This window comes from Ligaoa zhengdingensis, from assembly GCF_014384885.1.
In the GTDB taxonomy this organism is placed as follows: Bacteria; Bacillota; Clostridia; order Oscillospirales; family Ruminococcaceae; genus Ligaoa; species Ligaoa zhengdingensis.
The window spans coordinates 105,438-127,157 of the sequence record NZ_JACRST010000002.1 but is presented as its reverse complement, the minus strand read 5'-3'; the positions used below and the strand labels follow the sequence as shown (position 1 = coordinate 127,157).

At 52.6% G+C, this 21,720-nt stretch carries 9 protein-coding genes and 1 other annotated feature; of the genes, 8 read left to right on the top strand and 1 reads right to left on the bottom strand.

All coding sequences use genetic code 11. The features are described from left to right. Positions 1-2: 2 nt before the first annotated feature. From H8711_RS02900 to H8711_RS02870, 7 genes are all read left to right on the top strand, one after another. Positions 3-995, top strand: a complete 993-nt coding sequence (locus tag H8711_RS02900) for a cohesin domain-containing protein (protein ID WP_249282037.1) — start codon at positions 3-5, stop codon at positions 993-995. Further along, on the top strand, positions 976-5,097 hold the full coding sequence (locus tag H8711_RS02895; RefSeq protein WP_249282036.1) for a dockerin type I domain-containing protein: 4,122 nt from the start codon (positions 976-978) through the stop codon (positions 5,095-5,097). The genes H8711_RS02900 and H8711_RS02895 overlap by 20 nt, the downstream gene beginning before the upstream one ends. A gap of 58 nt (positions 5,098-5,155) precedes the next feature. Further along, positions 5,156-9,127, top strand: coding sequence for a transglutaminase domain-containing protein (locus H8711_RS02890; RefSeq protein WP_249282035.1), 3,972 nt, complete (start codon positions 5,156-5,158; stop codon positions 9,125-9,127). A 33-nt stretch (positions 9,128-9,160) separates the two neighbouring features. After that, positions 9,161-13,150, top strand: a complete 3,990-nt coding sequence (locus H8711_RS02885; RefSeq protein ID WP_249282034.1) for a dockerin type I repeat-containing protein — start codon at positions 9,161-9,163, stop codon at positions 13,148-13,150. 198 nt (positions 13,151-13,348) lie between these two features. Continuing rightward, positions 13,349-13,825 (top strand): MarR family winged helix-turn-helix transcriptional regulator, encoded by a 477-nt coding sequence (locus H8711_RS02880; RefSeq protein ID WP_249282033.1) that lies wholly within the window; start codon positions 13,349-13,351, stop codon positions 13,823-13,825. 22 nt (positions 13,826-13,847) lie between these two features. Further along, on the top strand, positions 13,848-15,140 hold the full coding sequence (locus H8711_RS02875; RefSeq protein ID WP_249282032.1) for an efflux RND transporter periplasmic adaptor subunit: 1,293 nt from the start codon (positions 13,848-13,850) through the stop codon (positions 15,138-15,140). Continuing rightward, complete coding sequence (locus H8711_RS02870) at positions 15,137-18,244, top strand: efflux RND transporter permease subunit (protein ID WP_249282031.1); 3,108 nt, start codon at positions 15,137-15,139, stop codon at positions 18,242-18,244. Before H8711_RS02875 ends, H8711_RS02870 begins: the two co-directional genes overlap by 4 nt. Positions 18,245-18,294: 50 nt before the next feature. On the opposite strand, the gene H8711_RS02865 is transcribed toward H8711_RS02870, so the two are convergent. Next, positions 18,295-18,525, bottom strand: a complete 231-nt coding sequence (locus tag H8711_RS02865) for a DUF6809 family protein (RefSeq protein ID WP_249282030.1) — start codon at positions 18,523-18,525, stop codon at positions 18,295-18,297. A gap of 336 nt (positions 18,526-18,861) precedes the next feature. Further along, positions 18,862-19,115 (top strand) — a binding site (T-box leader). Between the two features lie 69 nt (positions 19,116-19,184). Between H8711_RS02865 and H8711_RS02860 the strand changes: the two genes are divergently transcribed. Next, entirely contained in the window at positions 19,185-21,716 is a 2,532-nt protein-coding gene (locus H8711_RS02860; RefSeq protein ID WP_249282029.1) for an AMP-binding protein, read from the top strand. Positions 21,717-21,720: the final 4 nt, after the last annotated feature.

Below are 21,720 nucleotides of genomic sequence, written 5' to 3'. Positions count from 1 at the left end.
CTTTGCCGCGCCCTTTTTGGATCGTTTTATTTGCATCTGGGGCAAAAGAGAGGCGGAAAGGGATTACTATGAAATTATTTTGTCGTATTTTGGCGATTGTTTTGACCATTACAGCGATGGCGTCGGTTGTCTATGCAGCAAACTGTAAATTGACGGCGACCCTTGACCAGAGTACCTATCAGGCGGGGGATGCCGTATCCGTCACCTATGAACTGGAAGGGCTGGACAGCATGGACAACGATGGGATCGCAGCCTTCCAGATGACGTTATACTATGACACCGAGTTTTTGATGATCAAAGAAATTCGTCCGCTGGGTGAGATTTCCGCCAGTGAGCTTTCGTATAACGCGGGGAATGGAAAGGCGGTCCTGATCTATGTCGCTGGCGGCGGCAGTGCGGACCCCATCGCGGGGGACCCCCTTTCCCTTTTCCAAGTGGTATTCACCGTTCGGTCGTCGACCCAACAGGGTAAAACGGAGGTCAGGGTGGAAGACACGGCCTTTGCAGGGATCGATGGGACGGAGATTCAAAGTTTGCAAGTGAGCACCGGCAGCACGGCGATTCAAATTGGCGATGGAGAACGGCCTGACAGTGGCTCCGGTTCAAATGGCGGTGCTCAGCACAACAAACCGGATCTGTCTGAGGTGGAAACCCCCATTGCCATGCTCGATGGGGAGATGGTCTCCGTGAATGCGCAGTCTGAACTGGAAGGCCTCGCCACTTCCAGCGGGGAAGAGCGGCAGGAGGCGCCCGCGCAGGCAAATGCTTACGTTGAGGAACAGGGGAATCCGGAGGTTTTGCAGCACCCGGACCAGCAAGATGTCCCCGAGCAATCCGAAACGAAAGAGGTACAACAGCCGAAGCAGGATTCCAACGGCGTGGCTGTCTGGTTCGCGGTGGGACTGGCTGTTGCAGCAGGTGTGGCGGTTGTCCTTGTTGTTTTAAGGCAAAAGAGAAGAAAGGAGCAGCGGAAAGATGAAAAAGAGGCAGAATAGATGGATTGCGCTCGGCTTGAGCGTCATGTTACTCTTGACACAGACCACCGCTTGGGCGGCTGACCCAGCACAGACACAATCGCCGCTTCCCGACCAGACGCAGAGTGAGGAACAGTCTGTTGAAGTGGAAGAGCAGGTGGAGCAACCGCTGCTTCTGGAAGAACCTGAGCTAGCAGAGCCGGAACAGATCGAAAAAGACAACGCAGCGTATGCCGATTCAAAAACGTTAGAGGAAAAGCCCGCCGAACAGGAGGATGGGGCGGTGGAACCACCTCCAGTTGAACATTTCATCCCGTCTGTTTTGGCTGAATTCGATCTCATAGCTGAGAAAGCTGTGAACGCCGAAGATTGTTTGACCGCAACCACCACTCTGTTCCACGAAGGCGGCTTTATCGGGGAACAGATCGACCGAGAACAGGCTGCAGAGGAGGAACTGGAGTTTGAGAAGTTTCTTATCGAGCAGTTAACAAGGTATGAAACTGATATTGATGTCTCCCAGTTCGGCCTTTCCGGGAAAATCAAGGACGGACAATCGGAACTGTCGCGTCTGTATTTCAAGGTGATCAACAGCAATCCGTCGTTGTTCTTTGTGACCGGAAAAGTGTGTTGGCGATGCGGTGAAGATGGTGAAACGGCAGTTTCGCTGATACCGGAATACCGGTATCCCAAGCATCGGGTAGAAACGCTTGTGGAAGACTATGAAGACTTTTTGTATGACCTGCGGGACTGTGTTGCAGATATCGCTTTCGATCATGGAACGGATTTGGAAAAGCTGCTGACAATCCATGAAGCTTTGCTGCTAAATACACGGATTGCGGAAGGAACCCCAGCACTGGGGAAATATAAACAGGAACAGGACTGCGCTTTTGGCGCCTTGGCAAACCGTTATGCAACAGGAAACGGCTACGCTTTGGCGATGTATGATTTGATCCGCACCTTTTTGGAACTACCTGTCTATTGCATCGGGTCGGAGGAAACCGGGCGGCTGTGGAATATCGTCGAGTTGGACGGGAATTGGTATCATCTGGATACCGGGGCGGACGATGAAGGGGCTGTCCTTCCGGGGGTAGCGGAGTTTGACCTGGGCGGCTATGTAGGCCACGATCATTTTCTGCTGAGCGATAGAGCGATGGAAAAGATGGGTTACCGAAATTGGGACTCCGCGCTTCCAGAATGCTCCGATACCACCTACGACGACTTTTATTGGCGGGATGTCACGTCCGGTATTTATTCGCTTTGCGACAACGATATCTATGTAGATGACTACCAATGGTGTTATCTAAAGGATGGAAAGATTGTACAGTCGATTACTGACGGAACCAAAACAGAAATCCTGTTTGAGCCCTCCGCCGAATACATGACGCTGGGCGAAGAAAAGATTTATTTTGGAGACGCGAAAGCGCTCAAGGCCGTGACCTACGGGAAGTGGGATCAAATCAGAACTCTGATGGCCGCGACGCAGGACAGCAGGATTTTGGGGGTGGTTTTCTACGAATATGAAGGCCCCTATTATGTCGAGCAGATCAGCGACGCCTATGTGTACAATACGGTTAGCGATTATGAGTCGCTTCTTCCAGATGAAAATGATTTTTCTCTGGCTCAATATACCCTGCGAAACGGACGACTTTGCCTGCAGGGGGAATTTTCTCAGGATTTCATGTGGCCGAGCGCCGTGCAGCTCAACGGGGACAGCGCCATTTTGCTGACAAACGAAAGGCCGAGTGAAGAGCTGGCCGGGCGGGTGAAAATTACCGGTGTCAAATGTTTAGACGATGTCTGGTGCGAATACGACGAGAATTTGGATCAACTGGTGATCCACGTTCTTGCCACGCAGCGCAATTGCTACGGGTATTTTAACGTGTCCATTGACGGGATGGAGGAAAAAACTTATTATGCCCAGACGGTCTCCGCGATGGCGGCTCGGGGGATGGAAAACGAGCTTGTTCTGCCGGTTTCTGGTGCGGAAAAAGAGTTTTATTTTACAGGCGATATTGAATATTGGGATAGCGCTTATGGAGGTGATCTGAACTGGGCGGACATTGTCCCGGAATCCATCAGATGTTGGGCAACCGGAGAGGCGGCGGACGCTGTAACAATCCACAGTTGCGAAAATCTTCATGAAATAAGGCTGTCTGCCAACCGGCCGATTCGAGGGGATACCTGGCTGAATCTCTCATTTGACGTTCGCAACGACCACTTCGATTTTCGTTTCCCCTGCCGCACTTCAGAGAGCGGTATCCTGCTGTGCAAGTACCAGGGATACATTGGGCAAACGATCAGCGATGTGAACCTGTCTCAATCGGTTATTTCGCGTGACAAGACTTATCCAACCGAATTGTTGCATGAGGAACGGGTCTTTATGGCGGTCACATTGGATGGTGACCCGCTGATCGCAGCAGATCTGTCAGCTTTTCAAATCAGTGGGGTTACGGATGGCTTTTCGGTGACTGTGTTGAAGCAAACGGAGGACGAGATCTGGGAGGACTATCTCCCGGATGATGCGGTGATCCTGTTGGTGGAGGCGCCGGCGGAGCGCAAGGAAGGGCAGTTCACCTTACAAGTGCGAGGGCACGAACCGCAGACTTTCTATATGACCACGATGCAAAATCCTATCCTGTATGCAGACGAGGATTGCACTGAGGAGTTGGACTATGTCAGTATTCCCGCGCGAAAGAGCGGCACGATAACGTTCTACCTGAAGGGCGGAAATATCGGAGCTGAGACGACCAACAGAGGGGAGGTCGACTGGACTCGCTATGCAACCACCAGAAAGATTGTCCAGCGCCCAAAACTCATCGGAGAGGTGGAAACGGAATATCTCCCGGAAAAGAAGACTCTCAAAGTGCGCATATACTATTCCGATCACCCTATTACAAGCGACTCCATTCGAATTGAATGGTATGCGGATTTGGATTCCGAATTCGATTTCAATTTTGATCTTTATGGTGATGTGCTGAAACCTGATTTTACTTGGAAAATTCCCGTTCAATCAGAAACTGATCTCTACCTATGGAACTGGCAGGAGGATGGTGCCGAGCGGACCGATGAGATCGATTTGAAGATCGATGAGAGAAGCACAAAGTACTTTGCCTTTTCTGAGGGTCAGGAGGCTCCTTGTGGCTTCACAATTTTGGGGACGGAAGGGGATGCCTTTGAGGCCAGATCGGTTATCATCGATGGGAAGCAGCTTCTGCAGCTTCATGCGTTCGCTCCGGCCGATTCAAAAACGCAGTCGGTCACCATCCAGCTGGATTCAGGCGCAGTTCACACGGTGCGAGTGGTTATCGATGAACTGGATTTCCTGATATTTGCCGATCCGGACCTGACCCAGGAGATCAACGAGCTGACCTTCTTGGAGGGACAGAGCAAGACGATTTATCTCGCTTATCGCAACTCCTACAATGCACCTCCGTGGCCAGTTAGGCTCAGACATCGATTGATAGAATCGAATTTGATTATGATTCAATGCACCGACCATCAGGAGATAGAACGGAGAAAGGTTGGAGACCGCTACATTCCGGCCTGTTTGAAGCTAGAGCTGAAGCCGGAAGCGGGGACAATGTCCGGTCCGGCATACCTGCTTATCTATCCCAGAACTTGGAGTAGGCGTGAGATTCCCTATCAGGTTCTGGCGGATACGCAGGCACTGATAAGCCCCTATTATCATGTAAACCTGTCGAAGAGCCGGCTGACCGGTTTGGAGGAGAGCACCACAGCAACCGACCTGCTTGGCCGGATAGCTTCCCGTTATACGATCTCCATGACCGATTCCAAGGGGGCGAAGATGGAAGGCGACCGGGTTGTCGGCACAGGCTGCAGGATTGTCTTAAAAAATGAAAAGGAAGCAGTGGAAAGAATCGTGATCCCACTTTTGTACGGCGACTGCACCGGCGATGGGTCGATTAATGTGCACGATCTGTTGGGAATAAAGAGCCATATTTTGGGCATTAGCTCTCTAAACGGTGTTTATAAAGAGGCCGCCGATCTTGTTGAGAATGAGGAGACCGACATCGACAAGATCAATGTATTTGATCTGCTTAAACTTAAAAACCATATTCTGGGAGTTTCAACTATAGATCAGGGGCCGATGACAGTGGTATGATATCGCTAAATGGCCGCCGTTTGAAAGGATGTAAAAGCGCAGAGGGAGGCAGCAGCATATGAAAAAGAGGAATAAACAATTCGTAGCTTATTTGATGAGTGTATTTTTGCTTTTTACGCATTCAACAGCTTGGGCAGCGCAGCCAGTTCAGGAGGAACAGGCCAATCCGCCTGTTTTAGCCGTCTCTCCATCGGAGGACGAAGAACAGCAGGAGACAGAAGTGGAGCAGATTCCCCCGGATGGGGGAGATAGGCCTGACGGACAAATAGAAGATAGCGTAGTTGGGGACAAAAGCAAAGAGGAGATAAACGATTCTCAAACAACGGGTGATCCCATCGAGGTTGAAGATTTTGCCGGTGAGGATCAAAAATCGTTGCAACTCCCACTGGAAAATTCGGTTGAGCGGATAACTGTTACTACAACTCTGTTTCAAGAGGGTGGTTTCTCGGGGGAACAGATAAATCCACTTACTGCTACGCCGGAGGAACTGAAATTTGAGCAAGATCTTCTGGATAGATTCGAGTACGGAGCTTCAAAAATTGATGTGACCAAGTACAGTTTTTCTACAGAACTGGTAAACGGCACAAGTGAACTGGCTGAAATGTATTTTAAAGTGATTAACAGCAATCCTGAGCTCTTTTATGTAACAGGAACTGTGGAGTGGGGATACGAGTCAGGCAAGTTGATGATATTTCCACAATATCGATATAAATCATATGAAGCCAGCACGATCAAATCCGACTATAAAGCATTGCTCAGAAGGATAGAATACGAAGTCGCCAGATCCACTATGAGTTCGATGGAGAAAGTGCTGGCCACTCATGATTATCTCATTCAAAATACGGTTCTGATGGAAAAAGCTGAAGATGAAGGGCAACATAATGGCGTGGAAACGTTGGTGAGCGGCAAGGGAACCCGTAGCGGTTACGCGATGGCGATGGCTCTAATTTTGAAACATTTCGGTACAACCTGTGAGTATACAGTATCAGAAGATATGCAGCATGCATGGATTCGTGTGCAGATCGATGGAAATTGGTACCACGTGGATGCCTCTGCGGATGAGTTGATTGAACAGGGACGAGAAGACAGCGATTATGTGGGACATTGTTATTTGCTGTTGAGCGATGAAAAAATGCAGGAGGAAGGTTATTTAGGATGGAACCATCCGGAGATCAGTTGCGTTGACCGGTACTATGACGATTTTGTGTGGAGAAACGGGACATCAAGGATTTATGATGGCGTTATGAAAGGCTACGAATTGCGAGATGCTAAAATTTGGGAATACGATTACGCAACCAATAGCCAAAAAATTTTGATAGACGCTCCAGTAGAACAGATGCTTGTTAAACACCGATATATATGTTATACCGATGGAAGTTCTATTCAGGCGTTTTATACGTCTAACCCCTCTTTACGGGAAAAGGTAGCCGAAGTACCGGAAGGAAGTATGGTTACAGAATTTTACAATCGCGGGGACCTCGTTTGCTATACGATCAGTAGTGAAAATGGGGGGCACCCCGATATAAACGGCGAGCATTGGTTAACATGGTATGAGGAAATGCAATTGCGCAGCTATGAAGAGGTGGAGGGCGAATTGCGTCTGTTTCCAGATGTATATTCTGCTGAATACAGCACAAAAATTCGCTACACTGAAAAGTTTGTGCTAATGGGGGATTTTGTTCCATCTGAGGAGACGGCAAAAGCGCTTGAGGTGGATGTTGATGGGGACTTTGATGTATCCTGGGAATATAATCGGGAATTGGGTCAGATCTTGTTCAGTATAAATACTGCAGAGTACATTCCTCTCTACGGAAGTGACAATGAGATTACCATTGCGTTGGGAGAAAATCATCTGAGCTTCCGTGTTACAACAGAAGGCACATTGGGTATTTTAAATCATCATCCCGAGGGTGAATTTTGGCTCCGCTTGGGAAAAGCACCCCAAACATTCCTATTGGGCACGAAGTATGAAGATTGGGAAAGGGAAATGGATCCCGCTCCGATCCGTTGGGATGCTTTAGATCCCGCGAGCTCGCGTTGTTGGTTGGAGGGAGAAGATGCAGATGCAATCACCGGATTTAGCTATGAATTTTTGCCAGAGAAAGAGACAATCCAGGTAACAATGAGTGCAAACCGTACGCTACGGTCTCCTGTAGAGTTGCATGTGGAGCTTATGATAGATGGAAAGTGGGATCATTATAAATTTTTGTGCCAAACAGCGATTCAGGGAATAGCCCTTTACGACTATGTAATTGGAAGCGTAGGGGAAATAGATGTTTTATACAGTATAAGCTACGATGAACCCACCTTCTCGACTGATTCTACCATGCCGATGAGATCGGGTCCGTTGGAAGGCGCTCGATATTGGCTTTTGTGTATCGATGGAAAAACTGTTCCCAAAAGCAAACTCAGCCAATTAAGGATTGTCAATGAAACAGAAGGGCTAGAACTGTCTACTGGTTTGTTGCTGGATGGAGATCAGGAGGTAGTCACAATTTGCGTCACTCCTCCGGAAAACCGTGTGACAGGAAGTTTCACTCTGTCGTTGGATGGTAAAACACAGACCTTTTACATAACAACTGAACACATTCCGCTTATCTATGCTGATGAGGCATGTACACAGTTGCTGGATCAAGTGGAGTTGCCGATGCTTGGCAAAAGTACGACTACCATCTACCTTAAGGATGGCGTCATTGGAGACGAAACAGTAGATGGGAAACCGGTTGATTGGAAACTCTTTCCCAAGACTTTTATTTTTGACAGAGGCTCCAATGTCGTGGATCGGGTGGATGCGGAATACATGCCAGAACATAAGACGATTAAGCTGACACTGTATCGCGAGAATCGACCTGGTCGGCGAAAAAGTTTTATGATACATTGGGAAACAAAGGAAGGGGTAAGGTTCAGTTGGAATTTTGAGTGCCGCTTATTAAATGACATCTATTTGATGCCGTTTAAGATTACAGAAGACATGGCTGGCTACGGCCTTAAGGAAATTGAACTGAACGAATCCGAGTCAGATTATTTGCTGGTCGTAGATCGAGAGAAGAGGATTTCTGATTTTCGGGTTGTATCTGTATTCGGTTCATCATTTGAGGCAGTGAAGACGCAGCTTGCCGGATATCCGGCGCTGAGGATTTCCGGCGGCGGGGAGGCGATGGCGGATCCCCAGTCGATCACATTGGAGCTGCCCACGGGGGAACGCTCTACCTTCCCGGTTTATATTCAAGCGGATACACTCAAAGTGTATTTTGATGAGCAGCTCACCCATCAGGTGAAAAGTCTGACCTTGGCACAAGGCGAAGAGATAACTTTATACGCGCGTCTCGAAGCCATGGTACCAGAAGAAGATTTTCTTTACAGGTGGTCGACAGATGATCGACAGACGGGGGCATATCTCATACGTGAAAAATATCAACTGGAAGAGAATGAAGATGGAGCTTTGCTAAAAATTCCAATCAAAGCTGGGGATACGGCAATGCCATGGCCAGGAAAACTGAATTTAAAGTTTTTCTATAGGGACCCCTATATGGGCGATGATATCGATATTGGCCTGCCATATCAAGTAGTTCCCGCTGATCAGATGGCCGCCAGCGGAATTTTTAACCTTGACCTTGCGTCCGGCCGGATGTATGCTTTAAATGAGCACAGTGACGCTGCATGGGTGCGCAGTAACATCGCTTCGAAGGACTATACCTGCGAGCTGATTGGCACAAACGGCAAGGAACTGGCGGATGAAGAATTTGTTGGAACCGGCTGTCGGCTTTTGCTGAAAAATGCACAGGGAAATACAGCAAAGGCACTGGACGTTTTGCTGTACGGCGACTGCACTGGCGACGGGTCGATCAATGTCTTTGACCTTTTGGCGGTTAAGAGCAAAATCCTCGGAATCAGTACGCTGCAGGGCGTCTATGCTGAGGCTGCGGATACAGCAAGGGAAAATGAAGGGATCGACATTTTTGATCTGCTAGTATTGAAGAGCCACATATTGGGGATTTCTTCCATTCAACAGAATCCAGAAAAGAGTTGATGGAACAATACAGACGGAAATGAGGATGTTGGAATGAACAAAATGAGGGTAACCGCACTGTTGCTGAGTACGGCACTGCTTTTCACCCACATCGCATGGGCTCTGCCCGGCAAAGAGGAGGTTTCTCTCGAATCGGGAAGAGAGGCAATATCCTCGCAAGAAGAAGGCGCATTTGGAGAAGAGATATCCCCCAAACAGCTTTCAAATGAAGAATCGGTATTTGAAGGCGGATCGGAAGAATCGCAGAATGATTTGGAGGAGGAACAACCAGCGGAGGGACCTGCGGGCCCTCCGCTGGAATTTCCAGCAGAATCTTCGGCGAGTGATCCGCCTTTTGAACAATCGGAAAGCTCTCTTGATGAAGGTGATTCGGGAGCGGAATTGAAGGAAGCCAAGGAAGGGCTATTTCAAGAAGGGGCCCTTTCAGGTGAACAACTCAAGCCCCGCAGCACTGCTTTGCGCTCTATTTCCAATGAAAAAAGGTTTGAGGAAAAGATTGTCTCCGCCTTGAAGGCAAGAAAGGCGAGCATTAGCGTCTATGAATTTGGCCTCGATGGAGTTCAGGATTACGAGGGGGATCCCGCAGAGATCGGACGCGCATACTTTAAGGTTTTAAACAGCCATCCTGAGCTGTTTTATGTCGAAGGTACAATTGGGTGGTCTATTAGAAACAGCATCGCTTCAACCATTTATTTTCATTATAAATATGACGAAGATACTAGCGAAGAGATGCAGGAAGAGTACGAAGACGCGATTGATTATGCCCGCAGGACGGCGATTCACGACGGAATGACCGACGAAGAAAAGGTGTTGGCGGTGCACGATCATCTCGCGCTCCATACAAAGTACGATTATGACATTGCTTTAGATCCAGGGAACGGAGACGTTGAGAGTTATAGCGCGTACGGCATTCTGGTGAAGGGCTTAGGAGTTTGCAACGGCTATGCGCTTGCAATGGTTGATATCCTGAAGCGTGAGGGCATCCCAGTGCTTTTTGTCGCAGCAGAGGAGATGAATCATGCCTGGAATGTGGTGCAGCTCGATGGCAAATGGTATCATGTCGACGCCACCTGGGACGATCCTGTTTGGGTCAATGGGACAAAGAAACCTGCCACGGATGACTACGACAAAGAGGGGTACGTCCAGCATAAACGGGTGCTTTTGAGTGACACAGAGATGGAGCGTCAAGGCTACTCAGAGTGGGACGAGGCGATTCCCGAATGTAAAAGCGACCGCTATAAAAACTACTATTGGAAAGATATCACTTCCGGTATGTTTTATTTCAATGAGGAATGGTACTATGCCCGTGATAACATACAAAGATCTGAATTTGACGGTAGCCATCAAGTAGCCTTCATTCAGGAGGATGCGGACTTTTTAGCGCTATATGGCAATCGGATTTATTTTACGGATGGAGGGCGCTACGTTTGGTCTGCACCGCTGAACAATCCTCAACAGATATCGGTGGAAATAAAAATTTCTACTGGAACCATTACGGAGCTTTCCATATCCAGAAATACCCTGCGCTATGTGGTTAAAAACGGCTCGAACTATTCCCTGCACCAAGAAGAGCTCGGAGAACCGGAGGCGCCCTGGTTTTCCCTCAAAAATTATTACTACACGGATGACGACAAGACCGTCTGGGGGGATTCGCTCTCGGAAGATTCCGATGAGCCGTCCACGATCAAGCTCAACCGGGTCGATTATCTGTTGGACTCCAACTTTATCGCTCCCGATTTCTCCATCGACCGGATCGAGTTTTCAGAGCTACAAAACCTCGACAGGGTGGAAGCCGTCTATGATGAAACCCTGAAAAAGATTTTGGTTTCGATATGCGCCACAGAGATAGGACAGAATGGCAGTTTCAATATAAAAATAGGCAACTTCAAAAAGACCTATTATGTCACGACAGAGGGGGCGCTCCATATCTCGGGGACGGGCAGCGAAAACGAGTTCATGCTGCCGATCGCCGGTGAGGGCAGAACGCTCTATTTCCGGGGCGATCTGTTGGAGGAAGGAATCGCATGGAATTTGGAGCGATCCCGATTGACCGGCGACGCGAGCGGGCAAATTGCGAAATTCAGCTTTACCCGTTTAGAGGACGATACGCTCGCATTGTCCCTCACCACCAAGCCCGGCGTGGAAATTCCAGAGGGTTCGGCGCTGAATGTAGTTTTGATGGACGAGGAGAGGCGGCTGCACAGTTTTCCGTTTTATTGCAGCACGGTGGAACCTGGAATTGGATTTTATGAATATGTTTACGATGATGACTATCAATTTGTCCTCCCGGACTACGAGTCCCCTATTCTGATTTCCACTGACCCTGCAAGGCCGACTGAGCTGGATCGCAACAACGGGTGGGAAGGTTTACTCACGGTGGACGGAAATACCATAGCGGCCGATCATTTGGACAAAGTGAAGATTAGCTCCATGTCAGAGGAATTTCAGGCCACACTTTTTGAGGATCGAGTTGCTGAGCAAGGGCCCCTTATTTTATGGGTACAATCGCCTGTGCAAAGGAAGAAAAGCGCCCTTACCGTCAGCGTTGACGGCACTCCCTCCAAAACCTTCTACTTTTCCACCATGGGCAGCCCTCAGATTTATCATGATGAAAGCTGCACCATACCGATCGATGAAATATCGCTTCCGTTGTTTGGAGAGAGTATGGAAACCGTTTACATAAAAGGTGCTGAAATCGGCGCCAACGCAGAGGATGGAACGCCGATCGACTGGAGAAGCATTGCAGACTCCATTTCTGTTTCTACTGGGGTGGTAGATCGAATCGAAGCTGATTATCTGGAAAAAGACAAGGCGATTAAGCTGACGCTATATCGCGATGAAAGGAAACCGTCGGAAGATAACATCACAGTTTGGGCCTCGGATGGCGATCACAAATTCCGGTGGGTGTTGCCCTATCGGCTGATCAGCGGTATTTATATCGCTGAGAGGGAGATGGACGGTGACTTCACATCCAGTGAAACTCCTGTAACAATCGAACTCCGCGAGTTGGAGACGCAATATTTTGCCATACTCAATGCGGAGCGCGAGCAGACTGGATTCCGTGTGGTGGAAACCCAGGGCGACGGCTTTGAATGGAGCACCATCGAAATCGACGGAAAAACCTATCTGACGGTGGACGCCCTGCTGCTGGGCGGGGACGAACCCAATTCGATCACCTTGGAAAATGCGGAAGGGGTTCGGCACACCTACCCGATTATAATACAAGAGGCGAAGATCAAAGCCTACTCCGATCCGGAGCTCACCAACCGCATCTGGCAGCTCGATTTCTTTGAAAATACCATCCGGAAGTGCTATCTGGTAGTGGAGGGCCTGAGCGCAGACGAGCTGGAGGTTTCTCACTGCCGGTTTACACTGAACCACGGCGGGACAGGTCAGCTTTTAAAGAAGATCAAAAATCCAGAGCTCGTGCAGGTTGAAGGGACCTATTGCTTTGAAGTGGAGCTGCAAGCGCCGGAGGATTCTGTTATGCAAAGGCCAGGGTCCATCGAATTTGTTGTCTATCCACTGCATGGAAATGAACTCAGGCAGACCTACCGCTATTGGATACATCCCCAGTTGACCAGCGACTATTATCATGCTGATTTTGAACAGCGGCAGTTGAGCGGGCTGGAAGTTGGAACCACCGTGGAGGAGATGAGCGATAACCTGACAGTTTTGACACGTTATCGTCTTGCGGTGATGCGGGCTGACAGTTCGGGACAGATGCGGCAGTTGCAGGGAGGCGACCTCGTGGGAACGGGGTGTGAAATTCGGTACTGTGATGAAAAGGGCCGCACGCTCAGTTCCCTGACAGCGTTGTTGTACGGTGACTGTTACGGTGATGGCAAAATCGATGTTTTCGACCTGCTGGAAGCCAAACGCCACATTCTCGGAATCAGCAGGCTGGACGGCATCTATGCGGCGGCGTCGGACACCACCCGCGATGGCGAAATCAATGTTTTCGATATGCTGGAGATCAAAAAAAGTATTTTGGGAATCAGTAGGATCGACCAATCAAAATAGAGGCCGAGGCTCCTGCCGCATCTGCGCGGCAGGAGCCTCTTTTCATACCAAACTTTTGTTAATATAGAGAAAATTCGATGAAATATTTGTGAATATTACAAAAAATACCTTTACAAATTAACACATTCGCAATATTATGTATTGGCAATAGATAATATAAATGATAAAGATAATTCGAGTAAAAAGAGGGGGATAGAAATGCAATGGGATATTATGACGTTTAAGACCAGCTTTTGGGATGTGCTGCGTCAGATCATGGGCAGCGGCGATCGCATGTTCCAGTCGGTCTACGAGCGGTACGGCCTCACCGGGGTACAGCTTCGGCTGTTGATGGATATCGGGCACGCGCGGGAAGGCGTACTTTCTGTGGGAGCCCTGAGCGAATCGACCTGCATGGCCGGGGCCAACGTATCCGCCATGTGCAAAAAGATGGAGCGGGCGGGTTGGGTCACCCGCACGCGAGACACACAGGACGAGCGGGTGGTCAACATTTCGCTTACCGACCATGCGACAGATGTGCTCGGCCAAATTAATGACGAGATGTGCCGCCGGTTCGATCCGGTGGGCGCCCAGATGAGCGAACAGGATATGGAAGACATTGTGCGGGGCCTCAACCGTCTTAATGAGATGGTGAAGCTGATGTCTCAACAATTTACATATACAAAACAAAAATAAACCGGATACGGAGGTTTTAACAATGACCAAACAAAAGAAGGCGCTCAGTTTAGCGCTGAGTGCAGTTTTACTCAGCACCGTGCTGACCACAGGCTGCTCGACGTTCGGCGGCCAGGAGTCGCAGGTGGAGGAGACCGACCGCAACATCCTGGTGGAGACCGCATATCCAGAGGTGGGCGACATCGCCTTGACCGCCGAATATATCGGCAAGCTGGAGCCCGCTGAGTCGGTGATGGTGATGCCCAAGACCAGCGGCGAGGTGCTCAAGACCTATGCCAAGGTGGGCGATACGGTCAAAAAGGGGGACCTGCTCTTTGAACTGGACGCCTCTGACCTGATGCCGGCGGTCAATCTGGCGAAAGCGAACCTCGAGCTCACAAAACTTTCCGCAGCGAGCAGCGAAACTCAGTTGGACCAAGCTGTTTTGCAGGCGCGCAGCAGTGTAATCCAGGCAAAGAGTGCATATGACAACGCCCGCTTTACTTACAATGATACCTATGGCAGTGATTATGATGGGGATAAGAGCGACTACAATTATCGCAAACTGAAGGCCGCCCGAGATGCGGCCGCCAGCTCTTACGATTTGGCGCAGCAGCTTTTGGAATTGACCGAGGGCGAGTCGCTGGAGGAGAACAAGGCGCTCATCGCGCAGCAGCTGGTGTTAGCTGAGGCAAACTACCAGGTACAGACGCAGCAGCTCGGTTTCACCAAGGTCTATGCGCCCATCGACGGCGTGGTGGAGGCAAAAAATGCCGACGAGCACCAGATGTCGGGTGGCACCAGCGTCGCCTATTACACCATCTCCAACAAGGGCAGTATGCTTGTTAATTTCGCGGTTCCGTCCAGCGTGGTGCTGGGTCTTTCCATCGACGACCCGGTCGCGGTTACGATCAACGGTGAGGAGCGCAAGGGTACCATCATCGAGGTAAGCACCGCCGCCGACCAGCAGACCGGCTTGTTCGCGGTCAAAGCTCGCATCGATGAGGACGGTTCCGGCCTATTGACCGGCGTGACGGTGAAGATCGCGGTGGATACCGACCGTGCGGAAGCCGCAATCCTGTTGCCGGTGAGTTGCGTCTATTACGAGGACAACAAGCCGTTTGTCTATGTCGATGAAAGCGGCGCTGCGGTGCGGGTGGATGTTACAACTGGCATCAACGACGGTAGCCGCATTGAGATCCTCTCGGGAATCTCCAAAAATGACCGCGTTATCACGACCTGGCACCCCAACCTGATGGACGGCGCAAAGATTATGGTGGCCGATTCCAATTCCGCGGAATCTTCCGCTGCGAACAGCGAGGGCGATGAAGCATGAATTTAACAAAACTATCGCTGAAAAGGCCGGTGTCGGTGGTAATTGTGGTGCTGGCGCTGGTGGTATTCGGCATCTCGGCGATCTTCAGCTCGCCGCTGGAACTGATGCCGGAGATGGAAATGCCCATGCTGATCGTCGGCACCACCTACCCTGGGGCCGGTCCCGAAGAGGTTGAGGATCTGGTCACCTCCAAGGTGGAAAGCGCGGTCGCCAACCTCAATGGTGTGAAGAACATCACATCGCAGTCGTCCGAGAACCTGTCGATGGTCATGCTGGAGCTGGAATACGGCACCAACATGGACGTGGCGCACATGGACTTGCAGGAAAAGATCAATATGTATGTCAACAGCCTGCCGGATGACGCCAGCAAGCCCATCATCATTGAGATCAGCATGGATATGCTGGACACAATCACCCTGTCTGCGGAGGGGCGCGGCGACGTCAAGCTGCTCAACGTGCTGGACGACGAGATTGTGCCGGAGTTTGAAAAGATTGCCGGCGTCGCCTCGGTGGATATTTCGGGCGGCCGCGAGGACTACATACGGGTCGAGCTCAAGGAGGAGCAGCTCAAGCAGTTCGGCTTGGATTTGAGCTCGGTATCCAGCGCGATCGCCAGCGCGAATTTCTCGATTCCAGCTGGCGATGTGGGGCGCGGCGATGTGGATTTGACAGTGCGCGGCGAGGTGGACTACAACACCACCGCAAGCCTGAGAAATATCCCGATCACCACCCGCTCGGGCGCGATCATCCGCCTGTCCGACGTGGCGGATATCTATGAAACCCAGGAGGATCTCGATTCGATCAGCCGCTACAACGGCAGCGAGTCGGTCAGCCTGGGCATCAAGAAGCGCCAGAGCGCGGACACCCTCAGTGTGACCCGCGCGGTCAACAAAGAGGTAGAGCGTATCAACGCGTCGCGCACCGATATCCAGCTTTCGGTGGTCAACGATACCAGCACCATGATCGTCAACTCCACTCAGTCGGTGGCGACAACGCTGGTTCTCGGCGTCATCATCTCGATGGCCGTGCTGTTCCTGTTCTTCGGCGACCTCAAAGCGTCGCTCATCGTGGGCAGCTCGATGCCGATTTCGCTGCTGTTGACCCTTATCATCATGAATCTGATGGACATTTCGCTCAACGTGGTGTCGCTGGGCGGTCTGGTCATCGGCGTCGGCATGATGGTGGATAACTCGATCGTCGTGGTAGAGAGCTGCTTCCGCGTTAAAGATCGCATCCCCAGCTTCCGCGAATCCGCCTTGGAGGGCGCAAAGGTGGTCACCAGCTCGATCATCGCCTCCACCATCACCACCATCGTGGTCTTCCTGCCCATCAGCTTGATGCAGGGTATGTCCGGCCAGATGTTTAAGCAGCTCGGCTTCACCATCATCTTCTCGCTCACCGCGTCGCTGATTTCTGCATTGACGTTGGTGCCCCTGTTGTTCTGCCGGTTGCGCCCGATGGAGAAGAAGAACACCCCCATTTCCCGCGGCCTGGCCCGCGTGGAGAAGGGGTATGGCAACTTCCTGCGCAAGACCTTCCGCTTCAAGTGGCTGGTCGTGCTGGTGGCGGTGCTGCTGCTGATCGCCTCCTTCTTCCTGTTCTCCACGTTGCAGATGGAGCTGATGCCGCAGATCGACCAGGGCCAGGTGTCCATTGAGGTGAACACCAAGCCGGGCCTCAAGCTCTCGGAGATGGAGCCCACCCTGAACCGTTTGGAGCAGATGGTCGCGGAGCACCCGGATGTGGAGCGGTATCTCGTCACCACGGGCGGCGGCCTGTTTGGCAGCGGCTCGGGGGCCACAGTCAGCGCCTATCTCAAGGGGGACCGCGAGATGACCACCCGCGAGGTGGTGGCGCAGTGGCAGGAGGCCACCCGGGATATCACCAACTGCGAGGTCAAGGTGAGCTCAGCGAGCAACTTCTCGTCCATCACCGGCGATGGTTCCGTCCAGATCAACCTTCAGGGCTCCGACCTGGACACCCTGAAGGAGGGAGCCGACCTGGTGGAGGAGACGATGCGCAAAAACAGTGCGATCATCAACGTATCCTCCAGCCTCACCAAGGGCAACCCGCAGGCGGAGGTCGTGGTGGACCCGCTCAAGGCGTCCGCCTACGGCCTCACCCCGGTGCAGGTGATGGGGATGGTGAGAACCAACCTGGTTGGCGCTGAGGCCACCACCATCCGCCAGGACGGCGTGGAGTATTCGGTGCAGGTCGAGTACCCGGAGGGGCGCTTTGAAAATGTCAACGATCTGGCCACGATGCTGCTGCCCACCACCACGGGCGGGCAGGTGCAGCTCACCGAGATCGCGGAAATCCGCTATTCGGATGCGCCGCAGAGCATCATGCGCAAGAACAACCGCTACATCGTCACCGTCACCGGCCAGCCCGCTGAGTCGGCCAAAAACCGCGGCAAAAACGAAATCACCGTGAGCGATGAAATCAATGCGGAGGTGGCCAAACTCGCGCTGCCCGAGGGTGTCAGCCTGGAACAATCGGATATGCAGGAGCAGATGCAGGAGGAGTTCAGCGCCCTGTTCGGCGCGATCGCCACAGCGGTGCTGCTGGTGTTCATGGTGATGACCATGCAGTTTGAGTCGGCGCGGTTTTCCGGCTTGGTGATGCTGTGCATCCCGTTCTGCCTGATCGGTTCGTTCGGATTGATGTGGTTGACCGGCACCACCGTCAGTATGATCTCCCTGATGGGCCTGTTGATGCTGGTCGGTACGGTGGTCAACAACGGCATCCTGTTCATCGACACCGCCAACCAGCTCCGCGCCAGTATGGACGCGGAAACCGCGCTGATTTACGCGGGTCGGACCCGTCTGCGCCCCATCCTGATGACCACGCTGACCACCATCCTGTCGATGGTGCCCATGGCGATCGGCATCGGCGAGAGCGCCGAGCTGATGCGCGGCATGGCTGTGGTCATCATCGGCGGCCTGATCGCCTCCACGCTGCTCACCCTGCTGCTGATCCCATCCTTCTACCTGTTGTTTGACGGCAAAAAGAAAAAGCCCTCGGGCGACGAGCCGGAGGAGCAGCCGCAGCAATCTCTGGAGGAGATGCGCGAGATCGATTACCTGATGGATTCCGAAAGTTAATATAATAGCAAGGGTGCCGGGGGTTTTATCACCTCCGGCACCTTTTAGGATTATTGCGTTTTCCAAAGCAGCTCCACAGCCAGTTCCAGTCCGTCGCGGAAGCCTTGCCGATAGTTTTGATAGGCCACCCGTTCGGCGCGCAGATCCTTTTCGTCGATGATGCGCAGCAACAGCTTGCGGCCTTCTTGGTTCAACTGTTCGCGCAAAAGGTGGCGGTATCGAGCCGTTTGGTCCTCGTGTTCGGCCATCTGTACGCGGCCAGCGGCGATTTGATCGATCAACGGTTATCCCCCCTTCGTAAGTACTTTACCACGGAATAAACATGGTGAGATAGCGTCAACCTGACACCAGTTAGACACCATAATCTGAATTTTGAGTGCTGGATTTATGATAAATCGGCCCTGGCCATTTGTCTATTCCCCTGTTTGAGGATATAATCAATTGACTCTATAAGTGAGAAAGATCGGTTTCCGATCCCAATTGGATATTTTTAGAAAGTTGTAAAAAATAAGGCCGAGATTGGCGGGGGATTTTGGTCGGAAGTCAACATAATTTTTAAATTGAGAAAAAAGGCTTTACAACCCCGCTTCGGTGCGCTATAATCATTACCAACATCGCAAAATGCAGTGATAGGGAAATCATAGCGGTCACATCCAGCTACAGAGAGCTGCCGGGTGCTGCGAGGCAGTGCGGAGGATCGTTAGAACTGGCCCTGGAGCAGTCCGACCCAAAGGCCCGCGCGGCTTAGTAGGTTTGACCGGGTTTCCGACCGTTATCATCGGAGGGCATTGTATGATGCCGCAGAGTTGGGTGTGGTGCGCCACGCCAACAAGAGTGGTACCGCGGAAGTGTGAACGCTTTCGTCTCTTGGTTTCATCCGGAGACGATGGCGTTTTTTGTTGTCTCCGGAAAAAATCAATTTTGGAAGGGGATTACAACCATGAAACTCGCATTTTCAACACTCGGCTGCCCGGACTTCGATTGGCCGGACATCTACTCGATGGCAAAGGACTTCGGCTTCAGCGGCATCGAGCTCCGCGGCTTGGGCGACGATATTTTCTCGATCAAGGCGAAGCCGTTCCGCGAGGATAACCTGCCCAAAACAATTGAAGAGCTGCACAAAAAGCGCCTGGAGATTCCCTGCCTCTCGTCGGGTTGCGCGCTGCGCTTTGCCGACCGCGCTGAGCAGACCCACCGGGAGCTGCTCGACTACATCGACCTCGCCTCCAAGCTGGGCGCTTCTTACATCCGCGTCCTGGGCGACCTTACCGCTGAGCCGCGCGGCGAGGTGGACGATGCGGTGGTGGTAAAGGCGCTCAAGGCGCTGGCCCCCTACGCGGAGGAGAAGGGCGTCACCCTGCTGGTGGAGACCAACGGCGTTTACACCGATACCCAGCGGCTGCGCGAGCTGCTCGACACGGTGCAGAGCGACAACGTCGCTGCACTGTGGGATATCCACCACCCCTACCGTTTCGCGGGCGAGAGCCCCGAGCAGACGGTGCAGAACCTGGGCGCATACATCAAATACACCCACATTAAGGATTCGGTCATGCAGGACGGCAAGGTCTGTTACCGCATGATGGGCGAGGGCGACCTGCCGATGGATGCGATCATCCGCGCGCTGCGTTCGATCAACTACGAGGGCTATGTCTCGCTCGAGTGGCTCAGGCGCTACGCGCCCGATCTCTCTGACGCGGGCATCGTGTTCCCGCATTACGCCAACTTCATGGGCCAGTACATGGAGAGATCTGCCGACACCGGCCGCCTTTACGACAACAACGCGGGCACCGGCAAGTATGTCTGGCCAAAGGAGCACCTGATCGATCTGACCTTCCCGCAGGTGCTCGACCGCATGGTGGAGGAGTTCCCCGACCAGTACGCCTTCCGTTACACCACCCTAGACTACACCCGCACCTATGCGGAGTTCCGCGACGATGTGGACACCTTCGCGCGTTCCCTCATCGCAATGGGGGTCAAGGCGGGCGACCATGTGGCCATCTGGGCCACCAACGTGCCGCAGTGGTATATCACCTTCTGGGCCACCACCAAGATCGGCGCGGTGCTGGTCACCGTGAACACCGCCTATAAAATCCACGAGGCTGAGTACCTGCTGCGCCAGTCGGACACCCACACCCTGGTGATGATCGACGGCTACAAGGATTCGGATTACGTTGCGATCATGAAGGAGCTCTGCCCGGAGCTCGCCACGGCGGATAAAGATAAGCCGCTGCACATCAAGCGCCTGCCATTCCTGCGCAACATCATCACCGTCGATTCCGAACAGCCCGGCTGCTACACCTGGGACGAGGCGGTCGCCCTGGCCGGCCGCGTGCCGGTCGAGGAGGTCTACCGCCGCGCCGCCGCGATCAACAAGCACGACGTCTGCAATATGCAGTATACCTCGGGCACCACAGGGTTCCCCAAGGGCGTGATGCTCACCCACTACAACGTCGTCAACAACGGCAAGGCGATCGGCGACTGCATGGACCTCTCCACCGCCGACCGCATGATGATCCAGGTGCCGATGTTCCACTGCTTCGGCATGGTGCTCGCCATGACCGCCTCGATGACCCACGGCGTCACCATGTCGCCCATCCCGGCGTTCTCGCCGCGCAAGGGGCTCGCCTGCATCAACCAGGAGAAGATCACCGCGTTTCACGGGGTGCCCACCATGTTCATCGCCATGCTGGGTCACGAGGATTTCCCCAAGACCGATTTCAGCCACATGCGCACCGGCATCATGGCGGGCAGCCCCTGCCCGATCAAGGTGATGCAGGACGTGATCGACAAGATGCACATGTCCGAAATCTGCATCACCTACGGCCAGACCGAGGCGTCTCCCGGCTGCACCATGAGCAAGACCACCGATTCGCTCGAGGCGCGCGTCAACACGGTGGGCGCGGCGATGTTCGGCGTCGAGTGCAAGATCGTCGACCCCGAGACCGGCGAAGACCTGCCGGACAACGTGGACGGCGAGTTTGTAGCCAAGGGCTATAACATCATGAAGGGTTACTATAAGATGCCAAACGCCACCGCGGCCGCCATCGATGAAGACGGCTGGCTGCACACCGGCGACCTCGCGCGGCGCGACGAAAACGGCTATTATAAAATTACCGGCCGCATCAAGGATATGATCATCCGCGGCGGCGAAAACATCTACCCCAAGGAGATTGAGGACTTCATCTACACCCACCCGAAGGTGTCCGACGTGCAGGTGATCGGTGTGCCGGATAAGCAGTACGGCGAGGAGATCATGGCCTGCGTGGTGCTGAAGCCCGGCGAGACGATGACCGAGGAGGAGCTCAAGGAGTACGTCGCATCCCACATGGCCAAGCACAAGACCCCCCGCTATGTCGATTTCGTCGACGGGTTCCCGATGAACGCGGCGGGCAAAATCCTCAAATATAAGATGCGTGAGAACGCCGTGGAGAAGCTCAACCTCCAGGCGGCCAACAGCATCGAGACCGCCTGACAGC